18 protein-coding genes are annotated in these 24,981 nt (G+C 68.4%); 10 read left to right on the forward strand and 8 right to left on the reverse strand.

Translation table 11 applies throughout. The features are described 5' to 3' along the window. Window positions 1–5: 5 nt before the first annotated feature. Window positions 6–3,569 carry a DNA polymerase III subunit alpha gene (gene dnaE / locus QX204_RS07680; protein ID WP_301905866.1) on the forward strand — a complete coding sequence of 1,188 codons (3,564 nt, stop codon included), beginning with the start codon at window positions 6–8 and terminating at the stop codon, window positions 3,567–3,569. A gap of 54 nt (window positions 3,570–3,623) precedes the next feature. Here the strand turns inward: dnaE and QX204_RS07685 are convergent, their stop codons facing one another. Further along, the gene (locus QX204_RS07685; protein ID WP_301905867.1) at window positions 3,624–4,820 is read right to left on the reverse strand and encodes a Cmx/CmrA family chloramphenicol efflux MFS transporter; all 1,197 of its coding nucleotides are present in this window, start codon (window positions 4,818–4,820) and stop codon (window positions 3,624–3,626) included. Between the two features lie 85 nt (window positions 4,821–4,905). Next, window positions 4,906–5,478, reverse strand: a complete 573-nt coding sequence (locus QX204_RS07690) for a TetR/AcrR family transcriptional regulator (RefSeq protein WP_301905868.1) — start codon at window positions 5,476–5,478, stop codon at window positions 4,906–4,908. 130 nt (window positions 5,479–5,608) lie between these two features. Between QX204_RS07690 and QX204_RS07695 the strand changes: the two genes are divergently transcribed. The 3 genes from QX204_RS07695 to QX204_RS07705 all read left to right on the forward strand — a co-directional run bounded on the left by QX204_RS07695 (window position 5,609) and on the right by QX204_RS07705 (window position 10,648). Then, entirely contained in the window at window positions 5,609–7,522 is a 1,914-nt protein-coding gene (locus QX204_RS07695; RefSeq protein WP_301905869.1) for a phosphatidylglycerol lysyltransferase domain-containing protein, read from the forward strand. Between the two features lie 45 nt (window positions 7,523–7,567). Then, the gene (treZ, locus tag QX204_RS07700; protein ID WP_301905870.1) at window positions 7,568–9,319 is read left to right on the forward strand and encodes a malto-oligosyltrehalose trehalohydrolase; all 1,752 of its coding nucleotides are present in this window, start codon (window positions 7,568–7,570) and stop codon (window positions 9,317–9,319) included. Window positions 9,320–9,394: 75 nt separating this feature from the next. After that, complete coding sequence (locus QX204_RS07705; protein ID WP_301905871.1) at window positions 9,395–10,648, forward strand: serine hydrolase domain-containing protein; 1,254 nt, start codon at window positions 9,395–9,397, stop codon at window positions 10,646–10,648. Window positions 10,649–10,664: 16 nt separating this feature from the next. Here QX204_RS07705 and ilvA read toward each other — a convergent pair whose 3' ends face one another. Next, complete coding sequence (ilvA, locus tag QX204_RS07710) at window positions 10,665–12,017, reverse strand: threonine ammonia-lyase IlvA (protein ID WP_301905872.1); 1,353 nt, start codon at window positions 12,015–12,017, stop codon at window positions 10,665–10,667. Between the two features lie 87 nt (window positions 12,018–12,104). After that, on the reverse strand, window positions 12,105–12,539 hold the full coding sequence (locus QX204_RS07715; protein ID WP_301905873.1) for a nitroreductase family deazaflavin-dependent oxidoreductase: 435 nt from the start codon (window positions 12,537–12,539) through the stop codon (window positions 12,105–12,107). A gap of 97 nt (window positions 12,540–12,636) precedes the next feature. Here QX204_RS07715 and QX204_RS07720 point away from each other — a divergent pair, with 97 nt between their 5' ends. Continuing rightward, window positions 12,637–12,852: a hypothetical protein gene (locus tag QX204_RS07720; protein WP_301905874.1), complete on the forward strand. Its 216-nt coding sequence runs from the start codon at window positions 12,637–12,639 to the stop codon at window positions 12,850–12,852. 26 nt (window positions 12,853–12,878) lie between these two features. On the opposite strand, the gene QX204_RS07725 is transcribed toward QX204_RS07720, so the two are convergent. Continuing rightward, window positions 12,879–15,647, reverse strand: a complete 2,769-nt coding sequence (locus tag QX204_RS07725; RefSeq protein WP_301905875.1) for a LuxR family transcriptional regulator — start codon at window positions 15,645–15,647, stop codon at window positions 12,879–12,881. A 158-nt stretch (window positions 15,648–15,805) separates the two neighbouring features. Between QX204_RS07725 and QX204_RS07730 the strand changes: the two genes are divergently transcribed. Both QX204_RS07730 and QX204_RS07735 read left to right on the forward strand, forming a co-directional pair. After that, window positions 15,806–16,162 carry a nuclear transport factor 2 family protein gene (locus tag QX204_RS07730; RefSeq protein WP_301905876.1) on the forward strand — a complete coding sequence of 119 codons (357 nt, stop codon included), beginning with the start codon at window positions 15,806–15,808 and terminating at the stop codon, window positions 16,160–16,162. Between the two features lie 26 nt (window positions 16,163–16,188). Then, complete coding sequence (locus QX204_RS07735; protein WP_301905878.1) at window positions 16,189–16,608, forward strand: hypothetical protein; 420 nt, start codon at window positions 16,189–16,191, stop codon at window positions 16,606–16,608. 69 nt (window positions 16,609–16,677) lie between these two features. Here the strand turns inward: QX204_RS07735 and treY are convergent, their stop codons facing one another. The 3 genes from treY to QX204_RS07750 form a co-directional block, all read right to left on the reverse strand. Beyond that, entirely contained in the window at window positions 16,678–19,065 is a 2,388-nt protein-coding gene (treY, locus tag QX204_RS07740) for a malto-oligosyltrehalose synthase (RefSeq protein WP_301907948.1), read from the reverse strand. 48 nt (window positions 19,066–19,113) lie between these two features. Then, window positions 19,114–21,219, reverse strand: coding sequence for a glycogen debranching protein GlgX (gene glgX, locus QX204_RS07745; protein ID WP_301905879.1), 2,106 nt, complete (start codon window positions 21,217–21,219; stop codon window positions 19,114–19,116). A gap of 67 nt (window positions 21,220–21,286) precedes the next feature. After that, entirely contained in the window at window positions 21,287–21,409 is a 123-nt protein-coding gene (locus QX204_RS07750; RefSeq protein WP_301905881.1) for a hypothetical protein, read from the reverse strand. 64 nt (window positions 21,410–21,473) lie between these two features. On the opposite strand from QX204_RS07750, the gene QX204_RS07755 reads away from it, so the two are divergent. The 3 genes from QX204_RS07755 (at window position 21,474) to bioD (ending at window position 24,725) form a co-directional block, all read left to right on the forward strand. Further along, on the forward strand, window positions 21,474–22,751 hold the full coding sequence (locus tag QX204_RS07755; RefSeq protein WP_301905882.1) for an adenosylmethionine--8-amino-7-oxononanoate transaminase: 1,278 nt from the start codon (window positions 21,474–21,476) through the stop codon (window positions 22,749–22,751). 142 nt (window positions 22,752–22,893) lie between these two features. Next, a complete protein-coding gene (locus QX204_RS07760) occupies window positions 22,894–24,048 on the forward strand; it encodes an 8-amino-7-oxononanoate synthase (RefSeq protein WP_301905884.1) in 1,155 nt (384 codons plus the stop codon). Then, window positions 24,045–24,725, forward strand: a complete 681-nt coding sequence (gene bioD, locus QX204_RS07765; RefSeq protein WP_301905885.1) for a dethiobiotin synthase — start codon at window positions 24,045–24,047, stop codon at window positions 24,723–24,725. Before QX204_RS07760 ends, bioD begins: the two co-directional genes overlap by 4 nt. The last annotated feature ends 256 nt before the right edge of the window (window positions 24,726–24,981 follow it).

Raw genomic sequence — 24,981 nt, forward strand, 5'->3', positions numbered from 1 at the left:
ACTCAATGGGAGGAAGGACCGTCTTGGCTCCGTCCGGATCGTTCGTTCACCTGCACAACCACACCGAGTACTCGATGCTCGATGGAGCGGCGAAGATCTCGCCACTGTTCGCGGAGGCGGATCGGTTGGGCATGACCGCGGTCGGCATGACCGACCACGGCAACATGTACGGCGCCTCGGAGTTCTACAACTCGGCCAAGAAGGCGGGCATCAAGCCGATCATCGGCATCGAGGCCTACATCGCACCGGGCTCGCGGTTCGACACCAAGCGCGTGAAGTGGGGTGACCCGGGTCAGAAGGGTGACGATGTCTCCGGCTCGGGCGCCTACACGCACATGACGATGGTCGCCGAGAACGCGACCGGTCTGCGTAACCTGTTCAAGTTGTCGAGTCTGGCCTCGATCGAGGGTCAGCTGGGCAAGTGGGCGCGCATGGACGAGGAGATCATCGCCCAGCATGCCGAGGGCATCATCGCGACGACGGGTTGCCCGTCGGGTGAGGTGCAGACGCGTCTTCGCCTCGGTCACGAGCGTGAAGCGCTCGAAGCCGCCGCGAAGTGGCAGGAGATCTTCGGCGCCGAGAACTTCTTTCTCGAGGTGATGGACCACGGTCTGTCCATCGAGCGCCGGGTCCGTGAGGGCCTGATCGATATCAGTAAGCAGCTCGGTATCCCGCCGATCGCGACCAACGACTGCCATTACGTCACCAAGGACCAGTCGGTCAACCACGAAGCGCTGCTGTGCATTCAGACCGGTAAGACGCTGTCGGACCCGACCCGGTTCAAGTTCGATGGTGACGGCTACTACCTCAAGTCGGCCGCGGAGATGCGCGCCATCTGGGATGCCGAAGTCCCCGGCGCCTGTGACAACACCGAGCTCATCGGCGAGCGTGTTCAGCCCTACGACGATGTCTGGGCACACCGCGACCGGATGCCGATCTTCCCGGTGCCAGAAGGTCACGACCAGGCCAGCTGGTTGCGTAAGGAAGTCCTCGACGGTCTCGATCGTCGCTTCCCGGACGGTCCTTCCCGCGAATATCTCGACCGTGCCGACTTCGAACTCAAAGTCATCTGCGAGATGGGTTTCCCGGCCTACTTTCTCGTCGTCGGTGACTTGATCAAGCACGCGCTCGAGGTCGGCATCCGGGTCGGCCCGGGCCGTGGTTCGGCCGCGGGTTCGCTGGTCGCCTACGCGATGGGCATCACCAATATCGACCCCATCCCGCACGGTCTGCTCTTCGAGCGATTCCTCAATCCCGAGCGCGTGTCGATGCCCGATATCGATATCGACTTCGATGATCGTCGCCGCGGTGAGATGGTCCGCTACGCCACTGAGAAGTGGGGCAGCGACCGTGTGGCGCAGGTGATCACCTTCGGCACCATCAAGACCAAGGCCGCGATCAAGGACTCGGCGCGAGTGTTGTTCGGCCAGCCCGGTTTCGCTATCGCCGATCAGATCTCCAAGGCGTTGCCGCCGCCGATCATGGCCAAGGACATCTCGGTCTCGGGGATCACCGATCCCGACCACGAGCGGTACAAGGAAGCCGCCGAGGTGCGGGAGCTCATCGGCTCCAACCCTGATATCGCCAAGATCTACGAGACCGCGAAAGGCCTGGAAGGCCTGATCCGCAACGCGGGTGTGCACGCCTGCGCGGTCATCATGTCCTCGGAGCCGCTCACCGACGCGATCCCGGTGTGGAAGCGCGCTCAGGACGGCGCGATCATCACCGGTTGGGACTACCCGTCGTGTGAGGCCATCGGCCTGTTGAAGATGGACTTCCTGGGTCTGCGCAACCTCACCGTGATCGGTGATGCCCTGGAGAACATCAAGGCCAACCGTGGCATCGATCTGGACATGGACAACCTGCCGCTCGACGACCCGGCCACCTACGAACTGCTCGCTCGCGGCGACACTCTCGGCGTGTTCCAGCTCGACGGCAGCGCCATGCGCGACCTGCTGCGCCGCATGCAGCCCACCGGCTTCGGCGATATCGTCGCCGTCCTCGCGCTGTACCGCCCCGGCCCGATGGGCATGAACGCCCACAACGACTACGCCGACCGCAAGAACAACCGGCAAGAAGTCAAACCGATCCACCCCGAGCTCGAAGAGCCGCTGAAAGAGATCCTCGCCGACACCTTCGGCCTGATCGTCTATCAGGAACAGATCATGCAGATCGCGCAGAAGGTGGCCGGGTACTCGCTCGGCCAAGCCGATATCCTGCGCCGCGCCATGGGTAAGAAGAAGCTGTCGGTGCTGGAAGAGGCCTATGCGGGCTTCCGCGACGGCATGCTGGCCAACGACTTCTCCGAGCCCGCCATCAAAGCGCTGTGGGACACGATTCTCCCGTTCGCCGGGTACGCGTTCAACAAATCGCACGCCGCCGGCTACGGCCTCGTCTCCTTCTGGACCGCCTACCTCAAGGCCAACTACCCGGCCGAGTACATGGCAGGTCTGCTCACCTCCGTCGGTGACGACAAGGACAAGGCCGCCATCTACCTCTCGGACTGCCGCAAGATGGGCATCACGGTGCTGCCGCCCGATGTCAACGAATCGGAGCTGAACTTCGCCTCCGTCGGCACCGATATCCGGTTCGGCCTCGGCGCGGTCCGCAACGTCGGCACCAACGTGGTCGGCTCGATCATCAACGCGCGCAAGGAGAAGTCGAAGTTCACCGACTTCTCCGACTACCTGAACAAGATCGACGCGATCGCCTGCTCCAAGAAGGTCACCGAATCCCTCATCAAGGCAGGCGGTTTCGACTCACTCGGGCATCCGCGCAAGGGCCTGCTGCTGATCCATTCCGATGCGATCGACGCGGTGATGTCGACCAAGAAGGCCGAGGCGATCGGCCAGTTCGACCTGTTCGGCGGCCTCGGTGACGGCGACGATTCGATGGCGTCGGTGTTCAACGTCAAAGTGCCGGAAGACGAATGGGAGACCAAGCACAAGCTCGCCCTCGAACGAGAGATGCTCGGCCTGTACGTGTCCGGGCATCCGCTCAACGGCGTCGAGCACGTGCTGGCCGCCCAGGTCGACACCCCCATTCCGGCGATTCTGGAAGGCGACGTCAAGGACGGCGCGCAGGTGACCATCGGCGGCATTCTCGCCTCGGTGAACCGCCGCATCAACAAGAACGGCCTGGCCTGGGCTTCGGCCCAGCTCGAGGACCTCACCGGTGGGGTGGAGGTGCTGTTCTTCCCGCAGTCGTACTCGGTGTACGGCATGGATGTGGTCGAAGACGCCGTGGTGCTGGTGAAGGCCCGCGTCTCCGTGCGTGACGACCGCATCTCGCTGATCGCCAACGACCTTGTCGTGCCCGATCTCTCGGCCATCGGCGTGGCCAAGCCGGTGGCGGTCGTGATGACCACTCGCATGTGCACGCCCGACAAGCTCGGCGAACTCAAGAAGGTCCTCTCCCGCCACCAGGGCACCTCGGATGTCTTCATCCGCCACGTCGGCGCCCGCGAGAAGACCACGATGCTCAAACTCGACGACGCCTGGCGGGTCTCCCCGTCCTCGGCCTTGATGGGCGATCTGAAAGCACTGCTCGGACCAGGCTGCCTGGGCTGAGCGAGCAACGACGACGCGACCCGCTGCCCTGCGGATCGTGTCGTCGTCGAGGGTCTACTGCGGGATGAACTCGGGTACGCGAGTCGTGGAAGATGCGGTGGCGGTACCGGGTTCACGCTCGAGCCTGTGGGACAGTGCCACGGTGGCGAGCATGGCCAGGCCGAGCCCGGCGCCGATCCAACCCACCGAGGTGAAGCCGAGCCCGGCGCCGATGGCCAGTCCACCGAGCCACGGGCCGACCGTGATCCCGATGTTGAACGCCGAATAGTTGGTCGCCGCGGCCAGTGTCGGCGCGCCGTCGGCGAGCGTGAAGACGCGGGTGTTCAATGCCGGGTTCGTGGCGAATCCGAAAGCGCCGAGCAGCGCGACGAGCACGATCATCGCCGCGGGGGAGTGCGCGGTGACGGCGATCGCGGCCGCGGCCACTGTCATCCCGGTGGCTCCCACGTACAGCGTGCGGAACGGGTGCGCGTCGGCGAAGCGCCCACCGATCGTGATGCCGATCAATCCGCCGACCCCGTACAGACCCAGCACCGCCGGGATCCACGCCGCCGCGATCCCGGTGGTGTCGGCCAGCAACGCACCGAGATAGGCGAAGGTGACGAACGCCGAACCCGTCGACAGCGCGGTGGCGCCGTAGGACACCCACAGTCGCGGGTTCGCCATCACCCGCAATTCGCCGCGCAGCGCCGCGACCGTGCTCGGCCGACCGCCGGGAATCTTCGCGAACACTCCGATCATGGTCAGCGCGGACAGTCCGGCGACGGCCCAGAAGGCCGCGCGCCAGCCCCAGTGCTGGCCGATCACGGTGCCCGCGGGCACGCCGACGATCGTGGCGATGGTGAGTCCGCCCGCGACGATGCTCATCGCCCGTCCACGCAATCGCGGTGCCACCAGGCTCATCGCGGTCGCCGCCGCCAGCGCCCAGAACCCGGCGTAGACGAAGGCACTCACCACCCTGGTCCCGAAGATCACCCAGTAGTTCTCGCTCAGCGCGCCGACGACATGGGCGGCGACGAAGATCGCGAGGAAGGCGAGCAGTGCGTCGCGGCGCGGCCAGCGCAGCGTCACCACGGCCAGCAGCGGCGCGCCGACCAGCATGCCCAGCGCGAAGGCCGAGATGAACAGTCCGGCACTGGGAATGGAGACATCCAGGTCGGCGGCCATTTCGGGGAGGAGACCGGCGAGCATCAGCTCGGAGGTCCCCTGCGCGAAGATGGACAGGCCGAGGATGTAGACAGCGGTCGGCATGACAAACCCTTTCTGACGTCGAACAGTTTTGAATCAATCAGTCCAAAATGAGGGCATAGCGAAAGACGGCTCGGGTTCGGTGAGCTCAGAGGCAGCGCATCGCGGTGTCGGCGATCGAGGTGAGGGTGGCGTGGTCCGCACCGCCTCGCGCCGCGACCCGGATGCCGCTGATCGTGGCGGTCAGGAACTCGGCGATGGCGCGGGGATCGCGATCGTCGGCGAACTCGCCCGCACGCTGGCCGCTGACGATGGTCGCGATGAGCGCGTCGAGGCGGCGCTCCTGATCGGCGCGCAGCGTGGCACTGATGTCGGCGTCGTGGGGTGCGAGTTCGACGATCGAGTTGACGACGAGGCAGCCCGTCGGTTCGGTGTCGGGTGCGTCGGCGGCCCGGTGCAGGGCGGCGCTGATCCGCTCCCTGGCCGGTGCGTCGCTGTCGAGGAGGTCGAACAGGGGTGTGTTCTTCATGGTGATGTAGTGCCGCAGTGCGCGATCGAACAGGTCGCGTTTGCTGGCGAAGGTGTTGTAGATGCTGCTGCGACCCAAACCTGTTGCGGCGCACAGGTCCTGGGTGGAGGTCGCCTCGTAACCCGCGGACCAGAACGCACGCATCGCGGCATCCACCGCACGGTCCTCGTCGAATTCCTTGGGTCTGGCCATGGCGACGACCGTAGCATGTTTTGAACAGGTCGGTACAAAACTAGGCTGTGTGCGGGCACAGGCCATCGGTGGCATGCCTGTGGTGGGTCGTGATGGCCGCCCCGCGAACTACGAGCTAGCGTCGTGAGACGTGACGTCAGTGCCGCTGCTCGACTCGCCATCGCCCGCCGAGATGTCGTCTCGGCCGGGGCGGCTCGCGTTGTCGGGGCGGGCGGTGCTCATCGCCGCGGCCTGTCTGATCGTGGCGCAGTTGCTACTGCGCGGGTGGGTGGCCGGTTCCGGGTTCTTCTACTGGGACGATTTCCTGCTGATCGGACGGGTGAGCAGCCAGCCGGTGTTCTCGACGGAATTGCTGTTCACCAGTCACGACGGGCACGTGATGCCGCTGGCCTTCGTGCTGACCTGGCTGGTCACCGAAGTGGCGCCGCTGCAGTGGACGGCGGCGGTCCTCGTGGTGGTGGCGTTGCAGTTGCTCGCGTCGTTGGCGGTGTTGCGCCTGGTCGTCGTGCTGCTCGGAGTTCGGGCACGGATGCTGGGACCGTTGGCGTTCGCCCTGTTCGTGCCGTTGACGGTGCCCGCGTTCGCCTGGTGGGCGGCGGCGGTGAACGCGCTGCCGTTGCAGATCGCGCTGGCCTGGGTGAGCGCGGACGCTGTGCGGCTGGTGCGGACCGGGCGGCGCCGGTACGCGGTGTCGGGGGCGGTGGTGTTCGCGGTGGCGTTGCTGTTCTTCGAGAAATCGGTGGTCGTGCTACCGGTGGCTTTCGCGGTGACCGTGCTCGCGGCTCACGTTTCGGGAGGGTCGGTGCGCGACGCCGCCCGCCGTAGCGCCGCACTGTGGACGGCGGCCGGTGCGGTCTTGCTGGTGTGGTCGGCGGGCTTCCTGCTCGTGATCCAACGCCCGCGCGGACTCTCGGCTCCCGAACACCCTGGATCCCTGTGGAGCCGGGCGCTGTCGGACGGGCTGGTGCCCGCCCTGCTCGGCGGTCCGTGGCGCTGGGAACGCTGGCAACCCGCCACGCCGTGGGCCGATCCGCCTGGCCTGCTGGTCGCGCTGAGCTGGTTGCTGCTGATCCTGTTCGCGGCGTGGACGATTCGCACCCGTCGCCGAGTGGTCGCGGTCTGGGCCTGCATCGTCGCGTACGCGGTCCTGACCATCGCGCCCGTCGTCCTCCTGCGCGACGGCCCGAGTACCGCGGGCCTGCTGCTCCAGTCCCTGCGCTACTTCGCCGACTTCGCCGTCATCGCCACTGTCGCGCTCGCGCTGATCGCCGCGGCGCCCGGTCGGTCACGGTCGAGTGCAGCGCCCGGACCGAACAAGCCTGCACGACAATGGGTTCTGTCGAGCGCCCGTCGTCGCATCGTCGGCGGGTCGGCTTCGATCGAGAGCAGTGACGGTCGAGCGCGGCAAGTACTTGGTGTCGTGGCGATCATGCTGTTCCTCGCGAGCAGCGTGTACTCGACGATCACCTTCACCAGATCGTGGGAACCGAGCCCGGCTCGCACCTATGTCACCGGAGTGCGCGCTGCTCTTCCCGGAGCCGCCGACGCGCCGCTGCTGCCGCAGGAGGTTCCGTGGAATGTCTTGAACCCGTTGGCTTTCCCCGAGAACATGACCGACCGCGTCTTCGCCCCGATCGCGACACCCACCACCTTCGCCCTGTCGACCCCACGCCTGCGCATGATCACCGACGAAGGCGACATCGTCGACGCCCAGGTCTGGTGGAACCGCGCCATCGTCGAGGGCCCCGAACCCCGCTGCGGCCACCGCGTGCGCGGCACCGCGGGCGCCAACCTCCCACTCGACGGACCCATGCAGATCCGCGACTGGACCGCCCAGTTGAACTACAACGCCGACCGTGACGGCCGGATCGCCCTGTCCTTCGAAGGCGAGACCGAAACGATCGCCGACGTGCGCGCGGGCCTGAACACCGTGTACGTCCGGTTGCTCGGGGGCGGCGACACCCTGCGCATCAGGTCCCTCGACGAGCGGCAGTCGCTGTGCGTCGGCGCCGGACCGGTCGGGGTCGCCGCGTACCCGCGGTGATTCGTTGATCGAGCACACCGGCGCGGGGCATGCGATGCTGGGCCGATGAGGCAGTTTCGGGTGTGGGCGCCGGAGGCGGGAGCGGTGCGGCTGCAACTGGACGGGGTGGAGCACCCGATGCGCCGAAACGGCGGCGGCAACTGGTCGGTGCGCGTCGACGCAGGTCAGGGTGCCCGATACGGGTTCCTGGTCGATGACGATCCGACGGTGCTGCCCGACCCGCGCTCGGCCCGTCAACCCGACGGGGTGCACGAAACCTCCGCGGTCCACGACCTCGACCCGACGGCCTGGACCGACCGGAACTGGACCGGCAGACCCCTGGCCGGCTCGGTGTTCTACGAACTCCACATCGGCACCTTCACCCCCGACGGCACCTTCGACGCGGCGATCGCCCATCTCGACCACCTCGTCACCCTCGGCGTCACCACCGTCGAGCTCATGCCGGTCAACGCCTTCGACGGCACCCACAACTGGGGCTACGACGGCGTCCTCTGGTACGCGGTGCAGGAGAGCTACGGCGGTCCCGACGGCCTGCAACGCTTCGTCGACGCCTGCCATGCTCGTGGCCTGGCCGTCTGCCTCGACGTGGTCTACAACCACCTCGGCCCCTGCGGCAACTATCTGCCGCGCTTCGGCCCCTACCTCGCCTCCGGCCGCAACACCTGGGGGCAGAGCCTCAACCTCGATGGTCCCGGCTCGGACGGCGTCCGCGCCTACATCATCGACAACGCCCTGCGCTGGCTGCGCGAGTTCCATATCGACGCGCTGCGCATCGACGCCGTCCACGCGCTGGTCGACCGCACCGCCACCCACCTGCTCGACGAGCTCACCGTCGAAACGACCGCGCTTGCAGCGCATCTGGGCCGACCGCTCAGCCTGATCGCCGAGAGCGACCTCAACGACCCCCGCCTGATCACCCCGCGCGCGGCGGGCGGCTACGGACTGACCGGCCAGTGGAACGACGACCTGCACCACGCCGTCCACACCGCTGTCTCCGGCGAAAGACAGGGCTACTACGCCGATTTCGGCTCACTGGCCTGTCTCATGCACACCCTCACCCACGGGTTCTTCCACGCCGCTACCTATTCCAGCTTCCGCGGTCGCACCCACGGGGCGCCCATCCCGCGCGACCTCGTCCCCGGCAGCGCCCTGCTCGGCTACACCTGCAACCACGATCAAATCGGCAATCGCGCGCTCGGCGACCGCCCCAGCGACTACCTCACCCCCGGCCAACTCGCGGTGAAGGCGGCGCTGGTGCTGCTTTCGGCGAGCACCCCGATGCTGTTCATGGGGGAGGAGTGGGGCGCGCGCACCCCGTTCCAGTTCTTCACCTCCCACACCGACCCCGTCGTCGCCGCGGCCACCGCCACGGGGCGCCGCGCCGAATTCGCCCAGCACGGGTGGGCCAGCGAGGAGGTGCCGGACCCGCAGGACCCGGCCACATTCACCCGCTCCAAGCTCGACTGGACCGAGGTCGGTCGCGAACCGCACGCGCGGTTGCTCGCCTGCTATCGCGGCCTGCTCGCGCTGCGCAAGTCGAGGCCGGAGTTCACCGACCCATGGCTGCAACGAGTGTGGGCCGACTATGACGAAGCACAGCGTTGGTTCATCCTGCGTCGTGGTCGAATCTCGGTGGTGTGCAACCTCGCCGAGGACGAAGTGGTCATCCCGGTGCACGGTCGTGTGCTGCTCGCCTGGTCGCCTGCCACCGAAAGTGGTGCGGGAACACTCATTTCGGGTCACAGTTTCGCCGTGCTCGAAGAAGGCGACCACGCGAGCACGGTGGTCACCGAGTGATGACGACAGGGCACGGGTCGGCCACAGTCCGAAACGCGCCATTGCCGAATAGGCCTAACGCCGTATAGTTGGATGATGAGCAACGACGCTTACGGGCAGGATAGCGCTGCCCTCCCGGCCGGTGTGGGGGGCTTCGCCCCTGCCGGGTTCGGCCCGCTGGTGCGGGCTTTCGCCGGCTTGATCGGCCACCGCCGCGGCGCGGGTGGCGCCCTCGCGGTATATCGGCACGGTGAACCACTCGCCCATTTCTGGATCGGCAGTGCCGGTGACACCGCGTGGACCGCGAACACCGGCTCCATCGTGTTCTCCGCGACCAAGGGCGTCACCGCCACCGTCATCCACCGGCTCGCCGACCGTGGACTCATCGACTATCAGGCGCCGATCGCCGAATACTGGCCGCGTTTCGCCGCGCACGGCAAGGGTTCGATCACCGTCGCCGACGTGCTCACCCACCGCGCCGGACTCTCGTCGCTGTCGGCGGTCGCCAACAGCGCCCAAGAATCCCTCGATCACGAGCTGATGGAGGACCGGCTGGCGATGGCCGCTCCCGACCGGATGCTCGGCGTGCCCACCTATCACGCCCTGACCTACGGTTGGCTGCTCGCGGGCCTGGCCAGGGGCGTCACCGGCAAGAGCATGAGCGAGCTGATCCGCACCGAGGTCACCGACCCGCTCGGCATCGACGGAATCCACCTCGGCCATCCGGGCGCCGGCTCCTCGACCGAGTACGCCCGGCTGGCGGGCGCGCACCTGAGCTTCGCCGCGCATCCGCTCGCCGCCGCGTTCCTCGGCAAGGTCGGCTTCCGGCTACCCGGCCCGCTCGGCGCGGCCGCCCGCTGCCTGTTCGTGCCCGGCCTCGACGGCATTCTCGACGGCGACCACCCGCCGATCCTGAGCACCGAGATGCCCGCGGGCAACGGGGTCGCCACCGCTACCGGCCTCGCGAAGATGTACGCCGCGCTGGCCGACGGCGTCACCGTCGACGGCTCGCCTTTCCTGCAGCCGAGCACCCACGCCGCGATCCGCAAGGTCCAGACCTACCGGCTCGATCACGCCTTGTTCTACCTGCCGATGATGTGGCACCTGGGCTACCACTCGATGCCCGCGCCCGGTGCGCGCAACGGGTTCGGCCACATCGGCCTCGGTGGTTCCTTCGGCTGGGTCGACCCGCAGTCGGGGCTCTCGGTGGCCTACGTCCACAACCGGCTCGACCAGATCCTGCTGCCCTACGACCAGGTCGCCATGGGCTGGCTGCTGCCGCTGGTGCTGTCGGGCGTGCGCGCGGCGGGCCGCGAGGCCGGACATCGCGAGGACCGCGCGGCGGCATAACCGCCGCGCGGGCACCCTAGGTGAGGTAGCGGTAGGCCGGGGAACCCGGTTCCAGGCGTTCGGCCTGGATCGGGGACTCCTCGATGCGGTGCATCAGCGAGGCCAGGTTGTCGGTGGCGCCGAGTTCGATTCCGACCAGCGCCGCCCCGGTGTCCCGGTTGTTGCGCTTGACGTACTCGAACATCGTGATGTCGTCGTCGGGGCCGAGGACATCGTCGAGGAAGCGGCGCAGCGCGCCGGGCTCCTGCGGGAAGTCCACCAGGAAGTAGTGCTTGAGACCGCGGTGCACCAGTGAGCGTTCGATGATCTCGCCGTAGCGCGAGACATCGTTGTTGCCGCCCGAGACCAGTACCACGACCGTGCTGCCGGGCTCGATGTCGATCTCGGCCAGTGCCGCGGTGGCCAGCGCGCCCGCGGGTTCGGCGATGATGCCTTCGCTCTGGTAGAGGTCGAGCATCGCGGTGCAGATGGCCCCCTCGTCGACCAGCATCACCCGGAAAGGTGCTGTGCCGGTGTGGTCTTCGGGCGTCGTGAGCAGGGGCAGCGAGGCGTGCGAGACCATCCGCCCGCCGAACGAGGCGGCCGCCCGGTAGGGCAGTTCGCCGATGCGGCGCACGGCGGCGCCGTCGACGAACGGGTCGATCTCGGGCAGCGTCACCGGAGCACCGGCGACCAGTGCGGCGGTGAGCGAGGCCGCGCCCGCGGGTTCCACGCCGAGCAGGCCGGTGTGCGGTGCGCGTTCGCGCAGGTAGGTGCCGATGCCGGCGAGGCAGCCGCCGCCGCCGACCGGCACGACCACCAGATCGGGCGCGGTGCCGAGCTGCTCGAGGAATTCCGCGGCGATGGTGCCCTGGCCCGCGGCGGTGCGTGAGTCGTCGAACGGCGGAACCATGGTGGCGCCGGTGCGGGCCACATCGTCGGCGGCGGCCGCGGCCGCGGCGTCGTAGGTCTCGCCGACGGCGATCAGTTCGACGAACTCGCCGCCGTGCACGCGGATGCGGTCACGCTTCTGCTTGGGGGTGGTGGTCGGCACGTAGATGCGCCCGCGCACGCCCATCGTTCGACAGGCGAAGGCCACACCCTGCGCGTGATTGCCGGCGCTGGCGGCCACCACACCGGCCGCGCGCTCGGCGGCGGTGAGTTGCACCATCAGGTTGTAGGCGCCGCGCAGCTTGTAGGAGCGGACCGCGGTCAGGTCTTCGCGCTTGAGATACACCTGTGCACCGGTGCTTGCCGATAGTCGCGCGCTGTACTGCAGCGGCGTCGGCTCGATGATCCCGGAAATTCGCTTCGCGGCGGCGTCGATCTCGTCCGCGGTGAGCGGCGGACGGGTTACGGGCACTTCGGCGACGTCAGCGATGTGGGACACCCCGACCATGCTACCGAGGCTCCTCGCACGCTCCGTCGGCGGAACCACCCGCCGTGCTCGACACGGCGGGTGGTTCCGACCTGCGGTTCAGCGCGGGGTGAGGACGAAGACCGGGATCACGCGATCGGTCTTCTTGGTGTACTCGTCGTAGTCGGGCCACACGGCGACCGCGCGCTCCCACCACTGCGCTCGCTCGTCGTCGAAGACCTCGCGCGCGGTGTAGTCCTTGGTGGTGGTGCCGTCGCGCAGTTCGACGTGTGGATCGGCCTTGATGTTGTAGTACCAGACGGGGTTCTTCGGCGCCCCGCCCAGCGAGGCGACGACGGCGTACTCGCCGTCGTGCTCGACCCGCATCAGCGGCGTCTTGCGCAGCTTGCCGGACTTGGCGCCCTTGGTGGTGAGCAGGATGACGGGTTTGCCTTGCAGCGAAGTGCCCTCGGCACCGCCGGAGTTCTCGTAGGTCTCGGCCTGTTCGCGTGCCCAGTCCGAAGTGCTCGGTGCGTACTCTCCTGTCAGTGGCATGACCTGCACAACGAATCATCGCTGTGTGATGTTCCCGACAGAGTGAAGCGGATAAGTTCGGTGGCCCGAACTTCGATGTGCGCCTATCCTGGTTTGCATGGCAGTGCTCACCTCATCGGCAGCATCCGCGACCGTCGACATCGCGGGTAGCGCTTGGCCGGTCTACAAGCTTGAGGCGCTGGTCGCCGCGCTCGTGGTCGGTGCGCTGTTGCTGCTGGTCGTCGGGTCGCCGCAGGTCGCGGTGCTCGCCGCGGCAGCGGTCGCCGCCGTCCGCTGGACCGTGGGCGCGACCCGCACCGCCTCGCGCGATTGATTCGACCCGTCCAGCCCTGACGCGATTCATTCCGTCAGGTCGAGCGCGCTCAGCTCACCGCGCGACAGCACACCCAGCTTCGGATACGCCTTGTACAGGTGATGGCCGACCGTACGGTGGCTCAGGAACAACCGCGCGGCGATCTCCCGGTTCGACAAGCCCTGCGCCGCCAGGCGCACGATCTGGGATTCCTGCGGGGTGAGCGAGCTCAGCGGGCCGCCGCTCGCTCTGGTGCCCGTGCCGACGCCGAGCGCGCCCAATTCGGTGCGGGCGCGTTCGCTCCACGGCGTCGCGTCGAGCCGATCGAACAGGTCCATGGCCAGTTCCAGCTGAGTCCGCGCGTCGACCTTGCGTTTGTCGCGGCGCAGCCACTCGCCGTAGAGCAGCCGGGTGCGGGCTTCGTCGAACGGGCGGTTCGCGGCGAGCGCGGCCACGAAGTGCTGCTCGGCGTCGGATCCGTCGGCCAGCAGCGCGCGTCCGCGGGCCGCCAGCGCCGCGATCCACGCCTGTCCGGCACGCTGTGCCCAGTGGGTGAGTCGATCCAGTGCTTCGGTCGCCCGGTCCGTCGCGCCGAGGCGAACCGCCACTTCGATCTGATCCGGGAGCGTGCGCAGCCCGATGACGTGGTGGCGAGCCGGCTCGATCGTCATATGCGCGAGCTCGGTCCGCGCCTGTTCCAGCCTGCCTTCGCCGAGCGCCAGCAGCGCCACGGCCGCGTGCGCCCACGACGCGCCCACCGCGCTCGCCCCACCGAATTCCTCGGCCACCGCACGATCGGCGTGGTCGCGACAGGCTGTCGAATCACCTTGTAGGGCAGCCAGATACGCCAGGAACGCGTGGATCTGACTGACCCATTGCGTCTGCCCGATGTCCTGGGCGATTCGCAATCCTTCCTCGGCCGCGATCCGGCTCTCCCGTGGCCGCCCGCCGAACGACAACCCCTCGGACCGGAAGAACAACAGCGGTGCCAGCAAACCGATCCGCCCCTGCTCCCGGCATTCCCTGACCAACTCACCGGCGAGCTCTTCGACCTGTGTGTCCTGGCCGACGACCAAGCCGCTGCCACACAGCTGCACGAGGTCGGCTGGACTGTCCGCTCCGCCGACCCGAGCGGCGGCCGCCGCGTCGCGCAGGTCGGCGACCCGGTGGCCGGTCACCGATCCGGTCAGATATCGCACGATCGGCGTCGCGGGATCGTCCTCCACCAGCCGCAGCGTCGCCAGGACGGCGGCGACTTCGTCGAGCTCATCGGGTCCGAGGTACCACGCGGTGTGTACGGCCTTGGTCAGAATCCGGGCAGCGCCACGGGGATCGGTTTCGCGCGCCGCGACGGCCGCCGACATCAGCCGTCGATGCGCGGAACCCGGTTTGCCACCGGCGAAATCGGCCTGCGCGCGCACCAGGTCCAGCCGCAGCGCGAACGTGGACGCATCGGAACCGGCGGCGGGCGACCGGCCCGTCGGGTCCGTCTCCGCTCGGTCGACACGTCCGACCCCGCCGGTATCGAATTCGGCCCGGTGGGACAGCGATTCGGCTCGCTCGGCCAGTCGCTCCGCTCGGTCGGTGAGACCGGCCTCGGTCGCGGTCTCGGCGGCGAGGACGAGCCTGCGCACCCGCGCACCGGCGTCGGTACTCAACGCCGCCGCGCGATCGTAGGCGGCCACCGCGCCGTGGAAGCCGTGACGACGCCGGGCACGATCGGCGGTTCGCTCCAGCGTGGTCGCGGTGTTTTCGTCGGGACCTGTTGCCGCGCAGGCGAGGTGCCATGCGCGCAGGTCGGCGGCGTCGTCGTCGACCAGTGCGTCGGCGAGGGCGCGATGGGCGGCGAGGCGGTCGGTGAGCGCCGAGCCCTGGTACACCGCCGAGCGCAACAGTGGATGGCGCCAGCTGAGCACCCGACCGTCGGTGGCCACCATGCCCGCGTCCTGCGCGGGTTGCAGATCCGGTAGTGACGCGCCGAGTGTGGACGCGGCACGCAGCACCGGGGCGAGGTCCGCCGCGCCTGCCGCCGCGGCGATCAGGAGCACGGTTCTGGTCGCCGCGGGCAGGCGGGTGACCCGCCCGTGGAAGGCCAGTTGCAACCGCTGGGTCAGCGGCAGCGGATTGCCCTCGTCGACCGTGGTCTCACCGACCACCGCCGGAAGTTCCAGCAGCGCGAGCGGATTACCGCCCGACTCGGTGAGCAGCCGATACCGCATGGCCGGACTCAACGCAGTGGTACCGGCGTCGAGCAGTGCCGCCGCGGCATCGGGACGCAACCCCGCCAGTACGAGTTCCGTCAGTCCGGGAGCGGGAAAGTCCTGCGGTCCCGAGCGTGTCGCGAACAGCATCACCACCCCCTCGGCATCGAGTCTGCGGGCCGCGAACAGCAGCGCCTCCGCGGTGGCCCGGTCCAGCCAGTGCGCATCGTCGATCACACACAGCAGCGGCCCCTGCGCCGCCTCCTCGGCGAGCAGGGTCAGCACCGCCAGCCCGATCAGCATCCGATCGGCGGGGGCGCCCTCGCCCAATCCGAAAGCCGCCTCGAGTGCCTCGCGCTGCCGCGGCGGCAGTTGCCCCACCAGCTCCATGCCGGGGCGGACCAGCAGATGTAGAGCCGCGAAGGGCAATTCGGCCTCGGACTCGATGCCCGCACTGCGCACCGTCGGGATACCTTGCGCCGCTGCGTAATCCAGCAGCGCGGTCTTCCCGATCCCGGCTTCGCCGCGCAGCACCATGGCCCCGCTCCGGCCCGCGCGCGCCCCGTCGAGCAGGTCATCGATCATGGCCTGTTCGGTGTCGCGTCCGTGCAGCATGGGCTCCACCGTATCGCCGTACCGGTATCGCCAGTAGGCGCGACGGGAAAAGTACCTATAGGCGACTGATTCGACCGACCCCCCTCGCGCCATAACGTTGGTGTCATCGCAGGAACAACCCGCGAAATACCAGCTCAACGCCTATTTCGGAGGTCGAGATGAACACCGTCGTCGCACAGTACCTGGAAGCCTGGAACACCCGAGAGCCCGCCGCCCGCCGCTCCGCGGTCGCCCGGCTGTTCACCCCGGACGCCCGCTACGTCGACCCGTTGGTCGCGGTCACCGGTCACGCCGAACTCGAAGCCGCCATCGCGGGAGTGCAGTCGCAGTTCCCCGACTGGACCTTCACCCTGGCCGGCCCCGTCGACGCTCATCACGACCAGGTCCGCTTCACCTGGGGTCTCGGCCCCGTCGACGCTCCCGCTGTCGTGATCGGTTTCGACGTCGCCGTCCTCGCCGACGGCCGTATCGACAGCGTCTACGGCTTCCTCGACCAGGTCCCCGCCACCACGTAACCCATTCTCAGCCAAGGAGATTCGCCATGACCACCACCGCCCCGTCCCGCCTGTCCGCACTGTTCGCCTCCGGTGAGAACCTGCTGCGGGTGTCGCTGCGCCTCGACGCGGTCGTCACCACCGTCAACGGCATCGCCTACCTGGCGCTGGCGCGACCGCTGGAACGGCTACTCGGACTCGATGCCGACGTCGGCCTCGCGATCGGCGCGTTCCTCACCGCCTACGGCCTCGCCGTCGCGTTCGTCGGCCGCTCGTCGCCCGTCAACCGGGCCGCGGCGTCGGCGGTGGCGATCGGCAACACCGCCTGGGTCGTGGCCGGCCTTGCCGCGCTGGCGACCGGCGCGCTCGGTCTCACCACGGTGGGCGCGGTGTGGGCGGTGCTGCAGTCGGTGACCGTCGGTGGCTTCGCCGCCCTGCAGTACCTCGGCCTCCGCCGCGGCCACTGAGCCGGACCCGAAGGACCGACGCACACGCGTCGGTCCTTCGCCTGTACGTGATGCGTGTCGCCTCGCGCTTCAGCGCACCAGCAACGCGACAGGCAGGCGGGCGAACAGTTTGTCCACCCGCGCGCTCCCCGCGAAGGTGTTCCCGGTGAGTCGATCGGTCCAATTGCCCTGCGGCAGCGGCAACGTGGTGTCGAGCCAACCCGTCGTGGTCAGCCCCACCGAATGCCGGGTCGCTGCCACGATCACCTCCGGCGCCTCGCCCGCGGGCCCTCGCCCGTAGGCGATGAACCGATGCGCGTGCTCACCGATGGCATACAGCGGCCGGTACATCCCACCGACGAAGCACTCCGGCCGCTCTCTGCGCAACCACAGCGCATAGGCCACCACCCACATCTTCGCCGCCCCGGTGGTGTCCAGAGTCGGTGTGTCGGTGAGTGATTGGAGCATTCCCACGCGGGTGGCGAAGTTGACCGGCCGCCGATTGTCGGGGTCGACGAGGGAGTCCTCCCACAATTCGGTGCCCTGGTAGATATCGGGAATCCCCGGCGCGCCCAGCTGCAGGAGCTTCTGCGCCACCGCGTCCGACCACGCGTGCGGTGCGAGCTCGTGCGCCAGGTCGCCGATGCCGGTACCGACCGGCCCGTCGATCACCGCGTCGAGCCAACCGTGTACGGCCGATTCGAACTCCGCGTCGGGCTCCTCCCACGACGTCTTGGTCCCGGCCTCGCGAATCGACTTCTCCGCGAACATGTGCAGCCGATCGCGCAGCCCCGGCACCGAGGAGGCGGGCCGTCCGTCGGCAGGCCACACCCCGAACATGTTCTGCAACAGGAACAGCGCCGTGGCGCCGTCGGGCGCGGGGGTGGTCTCGAGCCAGCCGCGAACCCGCTGCGACCAGACATCGGCCACCTGCGACAGCACCCCGATCCGGGCGCGCACATCCTCGCCACGTTTGGTGTCGTGGGTCGAGATCGTCGTCATGGTCGCGGGCCAGCGTTGCGCGCGTTCACTGTTGGACAGGTGGAAGTCGTTGACGGTGTGGCCGAATCGCGCCGGATTGCCGCCCACCTCCTGCAACGAGACCAGCCGCGCGCCCTGATAGAACATGGTGTCCTCGACCGACTTGGCGGTGATCGCCCCACACACCTGCGAGAACCTCCTCGCCGCTTCGCCACCCACCGACAGTGCGGTCACCAGCACCGACAGCGGCACCGTCAGTTCGGCATTGCGCTTCTCCACCTCCGCCACGACCGCGGCCGTCATCCCGGCCAGCGGCGCGTAGTCCACCCGGTACACCGGCATGAAGGCCAGTACCTCGATGGTCGCGTTGCTCACCGCCAGGGTGTCGAAACTGCCCGCGTTGCCGTCGCGCTTGATCGCGGCCACCAACCGCCGGATCTCGGGCGCCAGAATGGTCTCGGCGACGGCCCGTTTGATCCGATGCTCGGTCTCGCCGAACCACGACCGATCGCTACCGTGTCCCGCGACGTGCTGGGACAGTTCGGTCAGCGTCGTCTCACCCGCGGGATCGATGAGCACCCCACCGAGATCGGCCAGCGCGTCATAGCCGGTGGTTCCGTCGATCGGCAGCGTCGCGTCGAGGGGTTCGCGATTAGCGAGGATCTTCTCGACCAGCAGCAACCGCTGCGGTCCGATCAGCCTGCGCAACCGGGTCAGATAGGCACTCGGATACGACAATCCGTCCGGATGGTCGACCCGGACGCCGTCGATCAGATCGTGTTCGCACCACGCTGCCAGCTCGCGATGCGTCGCCTCGAACACCTCCGGGTCTTCCTGCCGGATCGCCGCCAGACTGCTCACCGCGAAGAACCGCCGATAGGTACACACCCCCGCCTTCCAGCTCACCAGCCGGTAGTGCTGGCGGTCGTGGATGCGCAGCGCGTTGTCGCCGTCGGTGCCCGCCGCGATCGGGAACCGCAGATCGTGCAGTGCCAGCATCGGCTCGGCCCCCGACCGGTCCACGGTCAGCGCGGCCGGGTCGTTCTCGTTCTGCAGGACCGGCAGCGCCAGCCGCCCGCCCGCGCCGTTGCCCGAGCTCCAGTCGATGTCGAAATACTTGGCGTACTTCGACTTCTGCCCGTTGCGCAGCACATCCCACCACCACGGATTCTGTCGCGGATCGCCGACGCCCACATGGTTGGGCACCATGTCGACGATCAATCCCATGCCGCGACTGCGTACTTCGTCGGAGAGGACCTTGAGTCCCGTCGGCCCGCCGAGAGCGGCCGAGACGGTGGTCGGATCGGTGACGTCGTAACCGTGCGTCGACCCGTGCGCCGCGGTCAGGATCGGCGACAGGTACAGGTGCGAGATGCCCAGCTGCTGGAGGTATTCGGCGATCGCGCGGGCATCGGCGAACGTGAGCGCGTCGGGGCGCAGCTGCAACCGGTAGGTGCTGCGCACCGTGCCCGCCCGCACGGGCGCGCGATGCAGCATGGTCAGCGGGTCGGTCACATAGGTCTCGGTCATGATCTCGCTCGGCGGCTAGGCGGTTCGGCGCAATACGAGCAGGCAGCGGCTGGCAACCGGCAGCGTCGCCGCCGCGGCGTGCACCGCGTCGGCCGCGCCGGTAGGGGTCGAACAATCCAGGGCGAGCGACCATTGCGCACCGAAGTCCGGGCCTGGCAGTACGAAATCGATCGCTTCGTCGTGCGCATTGAAGCACAGCAGGAACGAGTCGTCGGTGATGCGCTCACCCCGCGGACCCGGTTCGGCGATGCCGTCGCCGTCGAGCAGCACCGCCAGCGACTTCCCGAAACCGCTGTCCCAGTCGTCGTCGGTCATCTCGCTGCCCGCGGGCGTGAACCAGGCGATCTCCCGCCGGTGTCCCTGGTCGTCACTCGGACCGGCGGCCAGGAAACGGCGCCGCCGAAAGATCGGATGCTCGGTGCGCAGGGCGATCACCGTGCGGGTGAACTCGAGCAGGTCGGCATTGGTCTGCGCCAGCGACCAGTCCATCCACGCCAGCGGCGCATCCTGGCAGTACACATTGTTGTTGCCGAGCTGCGTGCGTCCGATCTCGTCACCGTGGGCGAGCATCGGCGTGCCCTGACTCAGGATCAGTGTGGCCAGCAGATTGCGTTGCTGACGAGCACGCAACGCCAGGATCCGCGGATCGTCGGTCTCGCCTTCGACGCCACAGTTCCACGATCGATTGTGGCTTTCGCCGTCGCGATTGCCCTCGCCGTTGGCATCGTTGTGTTTCTCGTTGTAGGACACCAGGTCTCGCAGCGTGAAGCCGTCGTGCGCGGTGACGAAGTTGATGCTGGCGCCCGGCCGGCGGCCCGTCGACTCGTACAGATCCGACGACCCGGTGAGCCGGGAGGCGAACTCGCCCAACGTCGCGGGCTCCCCACGCCAGTAATCACGCACCGTGTCGCGGTATTTGCCGTTCCACTCGGTCCACAGACTGGGGAAGTTGCCGACCTGATAGCCGCCCTCGCCGACGTCCCACGGTTCGGCGATGAGCTTGACCTGACTCACCACCGGATCCTGGTGCACCAGGTCGAAGAACGCGGAAAGCCGGTCGACATCGTGCAATTCGCGCGCCAGCGTCGCGGCGAGGTCGAAGCGGAAACCGTCGACGTGCATGTCCAGAATCCAGTACCGCAGCGAGTCCATGATCAGCTGCAGCGTGTGCGGGTGGCGGACATTGAGGCTGTTGCCGGTGCCGGTGTAGTCCTTGTAGTGCTCGGGAGTGGTGTCGTCGAGCCGGTAGTAGGCGGCATTGTCGATCCCGCGCAGGCTCAGTGTCGGGCCGTTGTGATTGCCCTCGCCGGTGTGGTTGTAGACGACGTCGAGAATCACCTCGATGCCCTCGGCGTGCATCGCACGCACCATCGCCTTGAACTCGGCGACCGCACCGTCGCCGCGCGGCCGGGCCGAATACTGGTTGTGCGGTGCGAGATACCCGATGCTGTTGTAGCCCCAGTAGTTCCGCAGTCCCTGATCGGTGAGCACGTGATCGTGGAAGAACTGGTGCACCGGCATGAGCTCGATCGCGGTGACGCCCAACGACTTCAGATGCCCGATGATCGCCGGATGCGCCAGGCCCGCATAGGTGCCGCGCAGATCCTCCGGGATATCCGGGTGCGTCATCGTCAGGCCCTTGACGTGCGCTTCGTAGATCACCGTCTCGTGGTAGGGCCGGTTCGGCGGCCGGTCGGGACCCCAATCGAAGAACGGGTTGATCACCACCCCGGTCATCGTGTGGCCCAGCGAATCCAGTCCGTAGGTGTAGAGGGAGGGGTCGTTGACGAACTCGCCGTCGAACGCCTTCCCGTACGGGTCGAGCAGCAGTTTGCTGGGATCGCAGCGCAATCCGAGCTCCGGCTCGTACGGGCCGTGGATGCGGAAGCCGTACCGCTGACCCGGCATGACGGAAGGGAGATAGGCGTGCCAGACATAACCGTCGACTTCGTCGAGATCGACGCGCGTCTCGGAGCCGTCCTTGGCGATCAGGCAGAGCTCGACCTTCGTGGCGACCTCGGAGAACACCGAGAAGTTCGTGCCCCCGCCGTCATAGGTGGCGCCGAGCGGATACGCGGTGCCCGGCCACACCTCATCGGATCGGTCGTTCGGGCTCGACATGCTACGACAGTAATGGAACCTCTGGTCCCACCGCGCACGATGTGACCGGCCGCTCTCCGACCGCTGCTCAGGTGGAGTCGGACGCGAGCAACCGCCGGGACCGGCCGGGCAGCACATTCAGCCGATCGAGCGGGTGATCGCTGCCGAGCTCGGCGCGGAATCGCTGACCGTGGTCCGCGACCGGCGACAAGTGATAACTTGAACGGCGTTCAAGGCTGTCGTCTCGGCAGCCCCGGGCGACGACGAGGAAACCTGTGGACCTGAGCCCCGAGCAGATCACCGCCCTCGATGCCGAGCATGTCTGGCATCCCTACGGCGGATTTCCGGCCACGACCGAGCCGCTGGTCGTGGCGAGCGCGGCGGGCACGCGGCTCACCCTCGCCGACGGTCGCGAACTCGTCGACGGGATGAGCTCGTGGTGGGCGGCCGTCCACGGCTACTGCCACCCGGTCCTGGACGCGGCGCTGCTCGCGCAATCGCAGCGGATGAGTCACGTGATGTTCGGCGGGCTCACCCACGAACCGGCCACCCGCCTGGCCCAATTGCTGGTCGAACTCACGCCCGCGGGCCTGGACAAGGTCTTCCTCTGCGATTCGGGCTCGGTCTCGGTCGAGGTCGCGATGAAGATGTGCCTGCAGTACTGGCGCGGCGTCGGTCGCCCGGCGAAGAATCGCCTGCTCACCTGGCGTGGGGGATACCACGGCGACACCTTCACCCCGATGAGCGTCTGCGACCCCGACGGCGGTATGCACGCGCTGTGGACCGACGTCCTCACCGAGCAGGTCTTCGTCCCCGCGCCCCCGCGCGACTTCGAACCCGACTATGTCGCCGAACTCGAGCACGCCGTGGCCACCCATCGTGACGAGCTCGCCGCGGTGATCGTCGAACCGGTCGTGCAGGGCGCGGGCGGCATGCGCTGGCACGACCCTCGCTACCTCACCGAACTTCGGCGGATCTGCGACGACAACGACGTCCTGCTCGTCTTCGACGAGATCGCCACCGGATTCGGCCGCACCGGCGAGCTGTTCGCCGCCGACCACGCGGGCGTCGCGCCGGACGTGATGTGCGTCGGTAAAGCGCTCACCGGGGGCTACCTCACTCTCGCCGCGGCGCTGTGCACCGCGCGGATCGCGGAGACGATCAGTGCGGCGCACGGCGGGCTGATGCACGGGCCGACCTTCATGGGCAACCCCCTGGCCTGTGCCGTCGCGGTCGCCTCGATCGAGTTGCTGCGCTCGCGAGACTGGCGCGGCGAGGTGGCCAGGATCGAGTCCGAACTCCGGGCTGGCCTCGCGCCGCTCGCCGAGCTGCCCGGCGTCGCCGAGGTCCGCGTGCTCGGTGCGATCGGCGTCGTCGAACTCGACGAACCCGTCGAGATGCGCGCCGCGACCGATGCCGCCGTCGACGCGGGCGCCTGGCTGCGCCCGTTCCGCAACCTCGTCTACACGATGCCCCCGTTCATCAGCACCACCGCCGACATCGCCACCATCACCGAGGCCGTGCGCGCGGCGGTGAAGGCCTCGGTCGCATGAACCTCGCGGCGGATCGGCACCGGGGCCGACGCGGTGCGGCTCGCAGGACCGACTGGTCGAGCGTCGCGCCGACCGCTGTGGCAGCGCTTCGATGAGTGCGCGGGCAACCGTCCTGAACGGTGTTCAAGTATGCTGCTCAACTGTGAGTAAGGATCCGTTGAGCTGGTTGGACGAGCGCGCGGCCGAGCGGGTCGACGCCGGGCTACGCAGGCACTTGCGCGAGCGTGCCGCGGAATCGCCCGCGATCGACCTCGCCTCCAATGACTACCTCGGCCTGCACCGGCACCCCGAAGTCGTCGAGGGTGCCATCGCGGCGGTGCGCCGGTGGGGAGCGGGAGCCACGGGTTCGCGCCTGGTCACCGGAACCACCACCGAGCACGCGCTCCTCGAAGCCGAACTGGCCGAATTCGTCGGCGCCGAAACCGGATTGGTTTTCGCCACCGGCTACGCCGCCAACCTGGGTGTGGTCACCGCACTCGCCGGACGCGGCACCCTCGTGGTCTCCGACGCGGGCTCGCACGCCTCACTGGTCGACGCGTGCAGGCTCTCCCGCGCCAGAGTCGCGATCGCACCGCACCGCGATGTCGACGCGGTCGAACGACTGCTCGCCGACCGCGCCGAGGAGCGCGCGCTGGTTCTCACCGATTCGGTCTTCAGCGCCGACGGCGACCTCGCGCCACTGGCCGATCTCCATCGCGTCACCCGGGCGAACGGCGCCATCCTGATCGTCGACGAGGCCCACGGACTCGGGGTGCGCGGCGCGGGCGGCCGTGGACTCGTGCACGAACTGGGCTTGGCAGGCGAACCGGACCTCGTGGTCACCGCGACCCTGTCGAAGGCATTCGCCGCCCAGGGCGGGGCAGTGCTGGCCGATGCCAGGATCCGCGCCCACCTCATCGACGCCGCCCGCACCTTCATCTTCGACACCGGTCTCGCTCCCGCCGCGGTCGGCGCGGCCCGCGCCGCGCTGGCACTGCTGCGCCGCGACCCGTCGATGGCCACCCGCGTGCTCGACCGCGCCGCCGACATCGCCCGGATCGCCGGAGTGTCCGACCCGGATTCCGCAGTGGTCTCGGTGGTCCTCGGAGAAGCCCAAGTCGCATTCGACGCCGCCCAGGCCTGTCGTGCCCGCGGTCTCGACGTCGGCTGCTTCCGCCCGCCCTCGGTCCCCGAAGGCACTTCGCGGCTGCGCCTCACCGCTCGTGCCGACCTCACACCCGCCGAACTCGAGACGATCGCCGAGGTCCTCGGCGATGTCCTCGCGTCGGCTCGCGGCAAGGAAACGGTGACGGCATGACCGTCCTGCTGATCAGCGGCACCTCGACAGACGTCGGCAAGACCGTCGTCACCGCGGCACTGGCCGCCGCCGCGCAGGCCGAGGGCCGCACCGTCGCGGTCTGCAAGCCCGCGCAGACCGGCATCGCGCCCGGCGAGCCCGGCGACCTCGCCGAGGTCACCCGCCTGACCGGGGTGACCCGGACCCTCGAGCTCGCCCGCTACCCGGACCCGCTCGCCCCCGACACCGCCGCACGCCGCGCGGCCATGCCCCTGCTGACGCTGAGCGAGACCGTCGCCGCCGTCGATTCGCTCGCCGACGCCGACGTGGTGCTGGTCGAAGGCGCGGGTGGACTGCTGGTGCGGATGGGGGAGTTCACCCTGCTCGACCTCGCCCAGAAAATCGGTGCTCCGGTCATGGTCGTCGCCGCGGCCGGCCTCGGCACCCTCAACCACAGCGAACTCACCACCCGCACGCTCGCCGCGGCCGGTGTTCCCTGTGCCGGCTTGGTCATCGGCTCGTGGCCGACCGAACCCGACCTTGCCGCTCAGTGCAATCGGGACGACCTTCCGCGAGTCACCGAGACTCCGATAGTCGGCGCGATTCCCGCAGGCGCGGGGCAGTGGGATCGCCACCGCTTCACCACGGCCGCGCCCGGCTGGTTCACTGCCGACCTGCTGCGTGGAAACCACCCTTGACCACCCGATTTGACTTCGTGTTTGTCGGCACGTAACTTTATTCGAGTCAGAGCGACACGGACACCGACTCAGCCGCCCAGCGGCCGGGACACGAGGTAGTACGATGAGCGCCTGACTGATTGCGTGTTCAGTGCGACTGGGATCGGATTTGCTTCCGGCTGGTTGTCTGAGCTAAGTTTGAACCCTTGCCTCACCGAAACCCCGACGACATGTTGTGGGTAGAAGTGTGTGCGTGTGTTCTTTGAGAACTCAATAG

Origin of the sequence: Nocardia sp. PE-7 (assembly GCF_030486425.1) — a bacterium.
GTDB classification, from domain to species: domain Bacteria; phylum Actinomycetota; class Actinomycetes; order Mycobacteriales; family Mycobacteriaceae; genus Nocardia; species Nocardia salmonicida_A.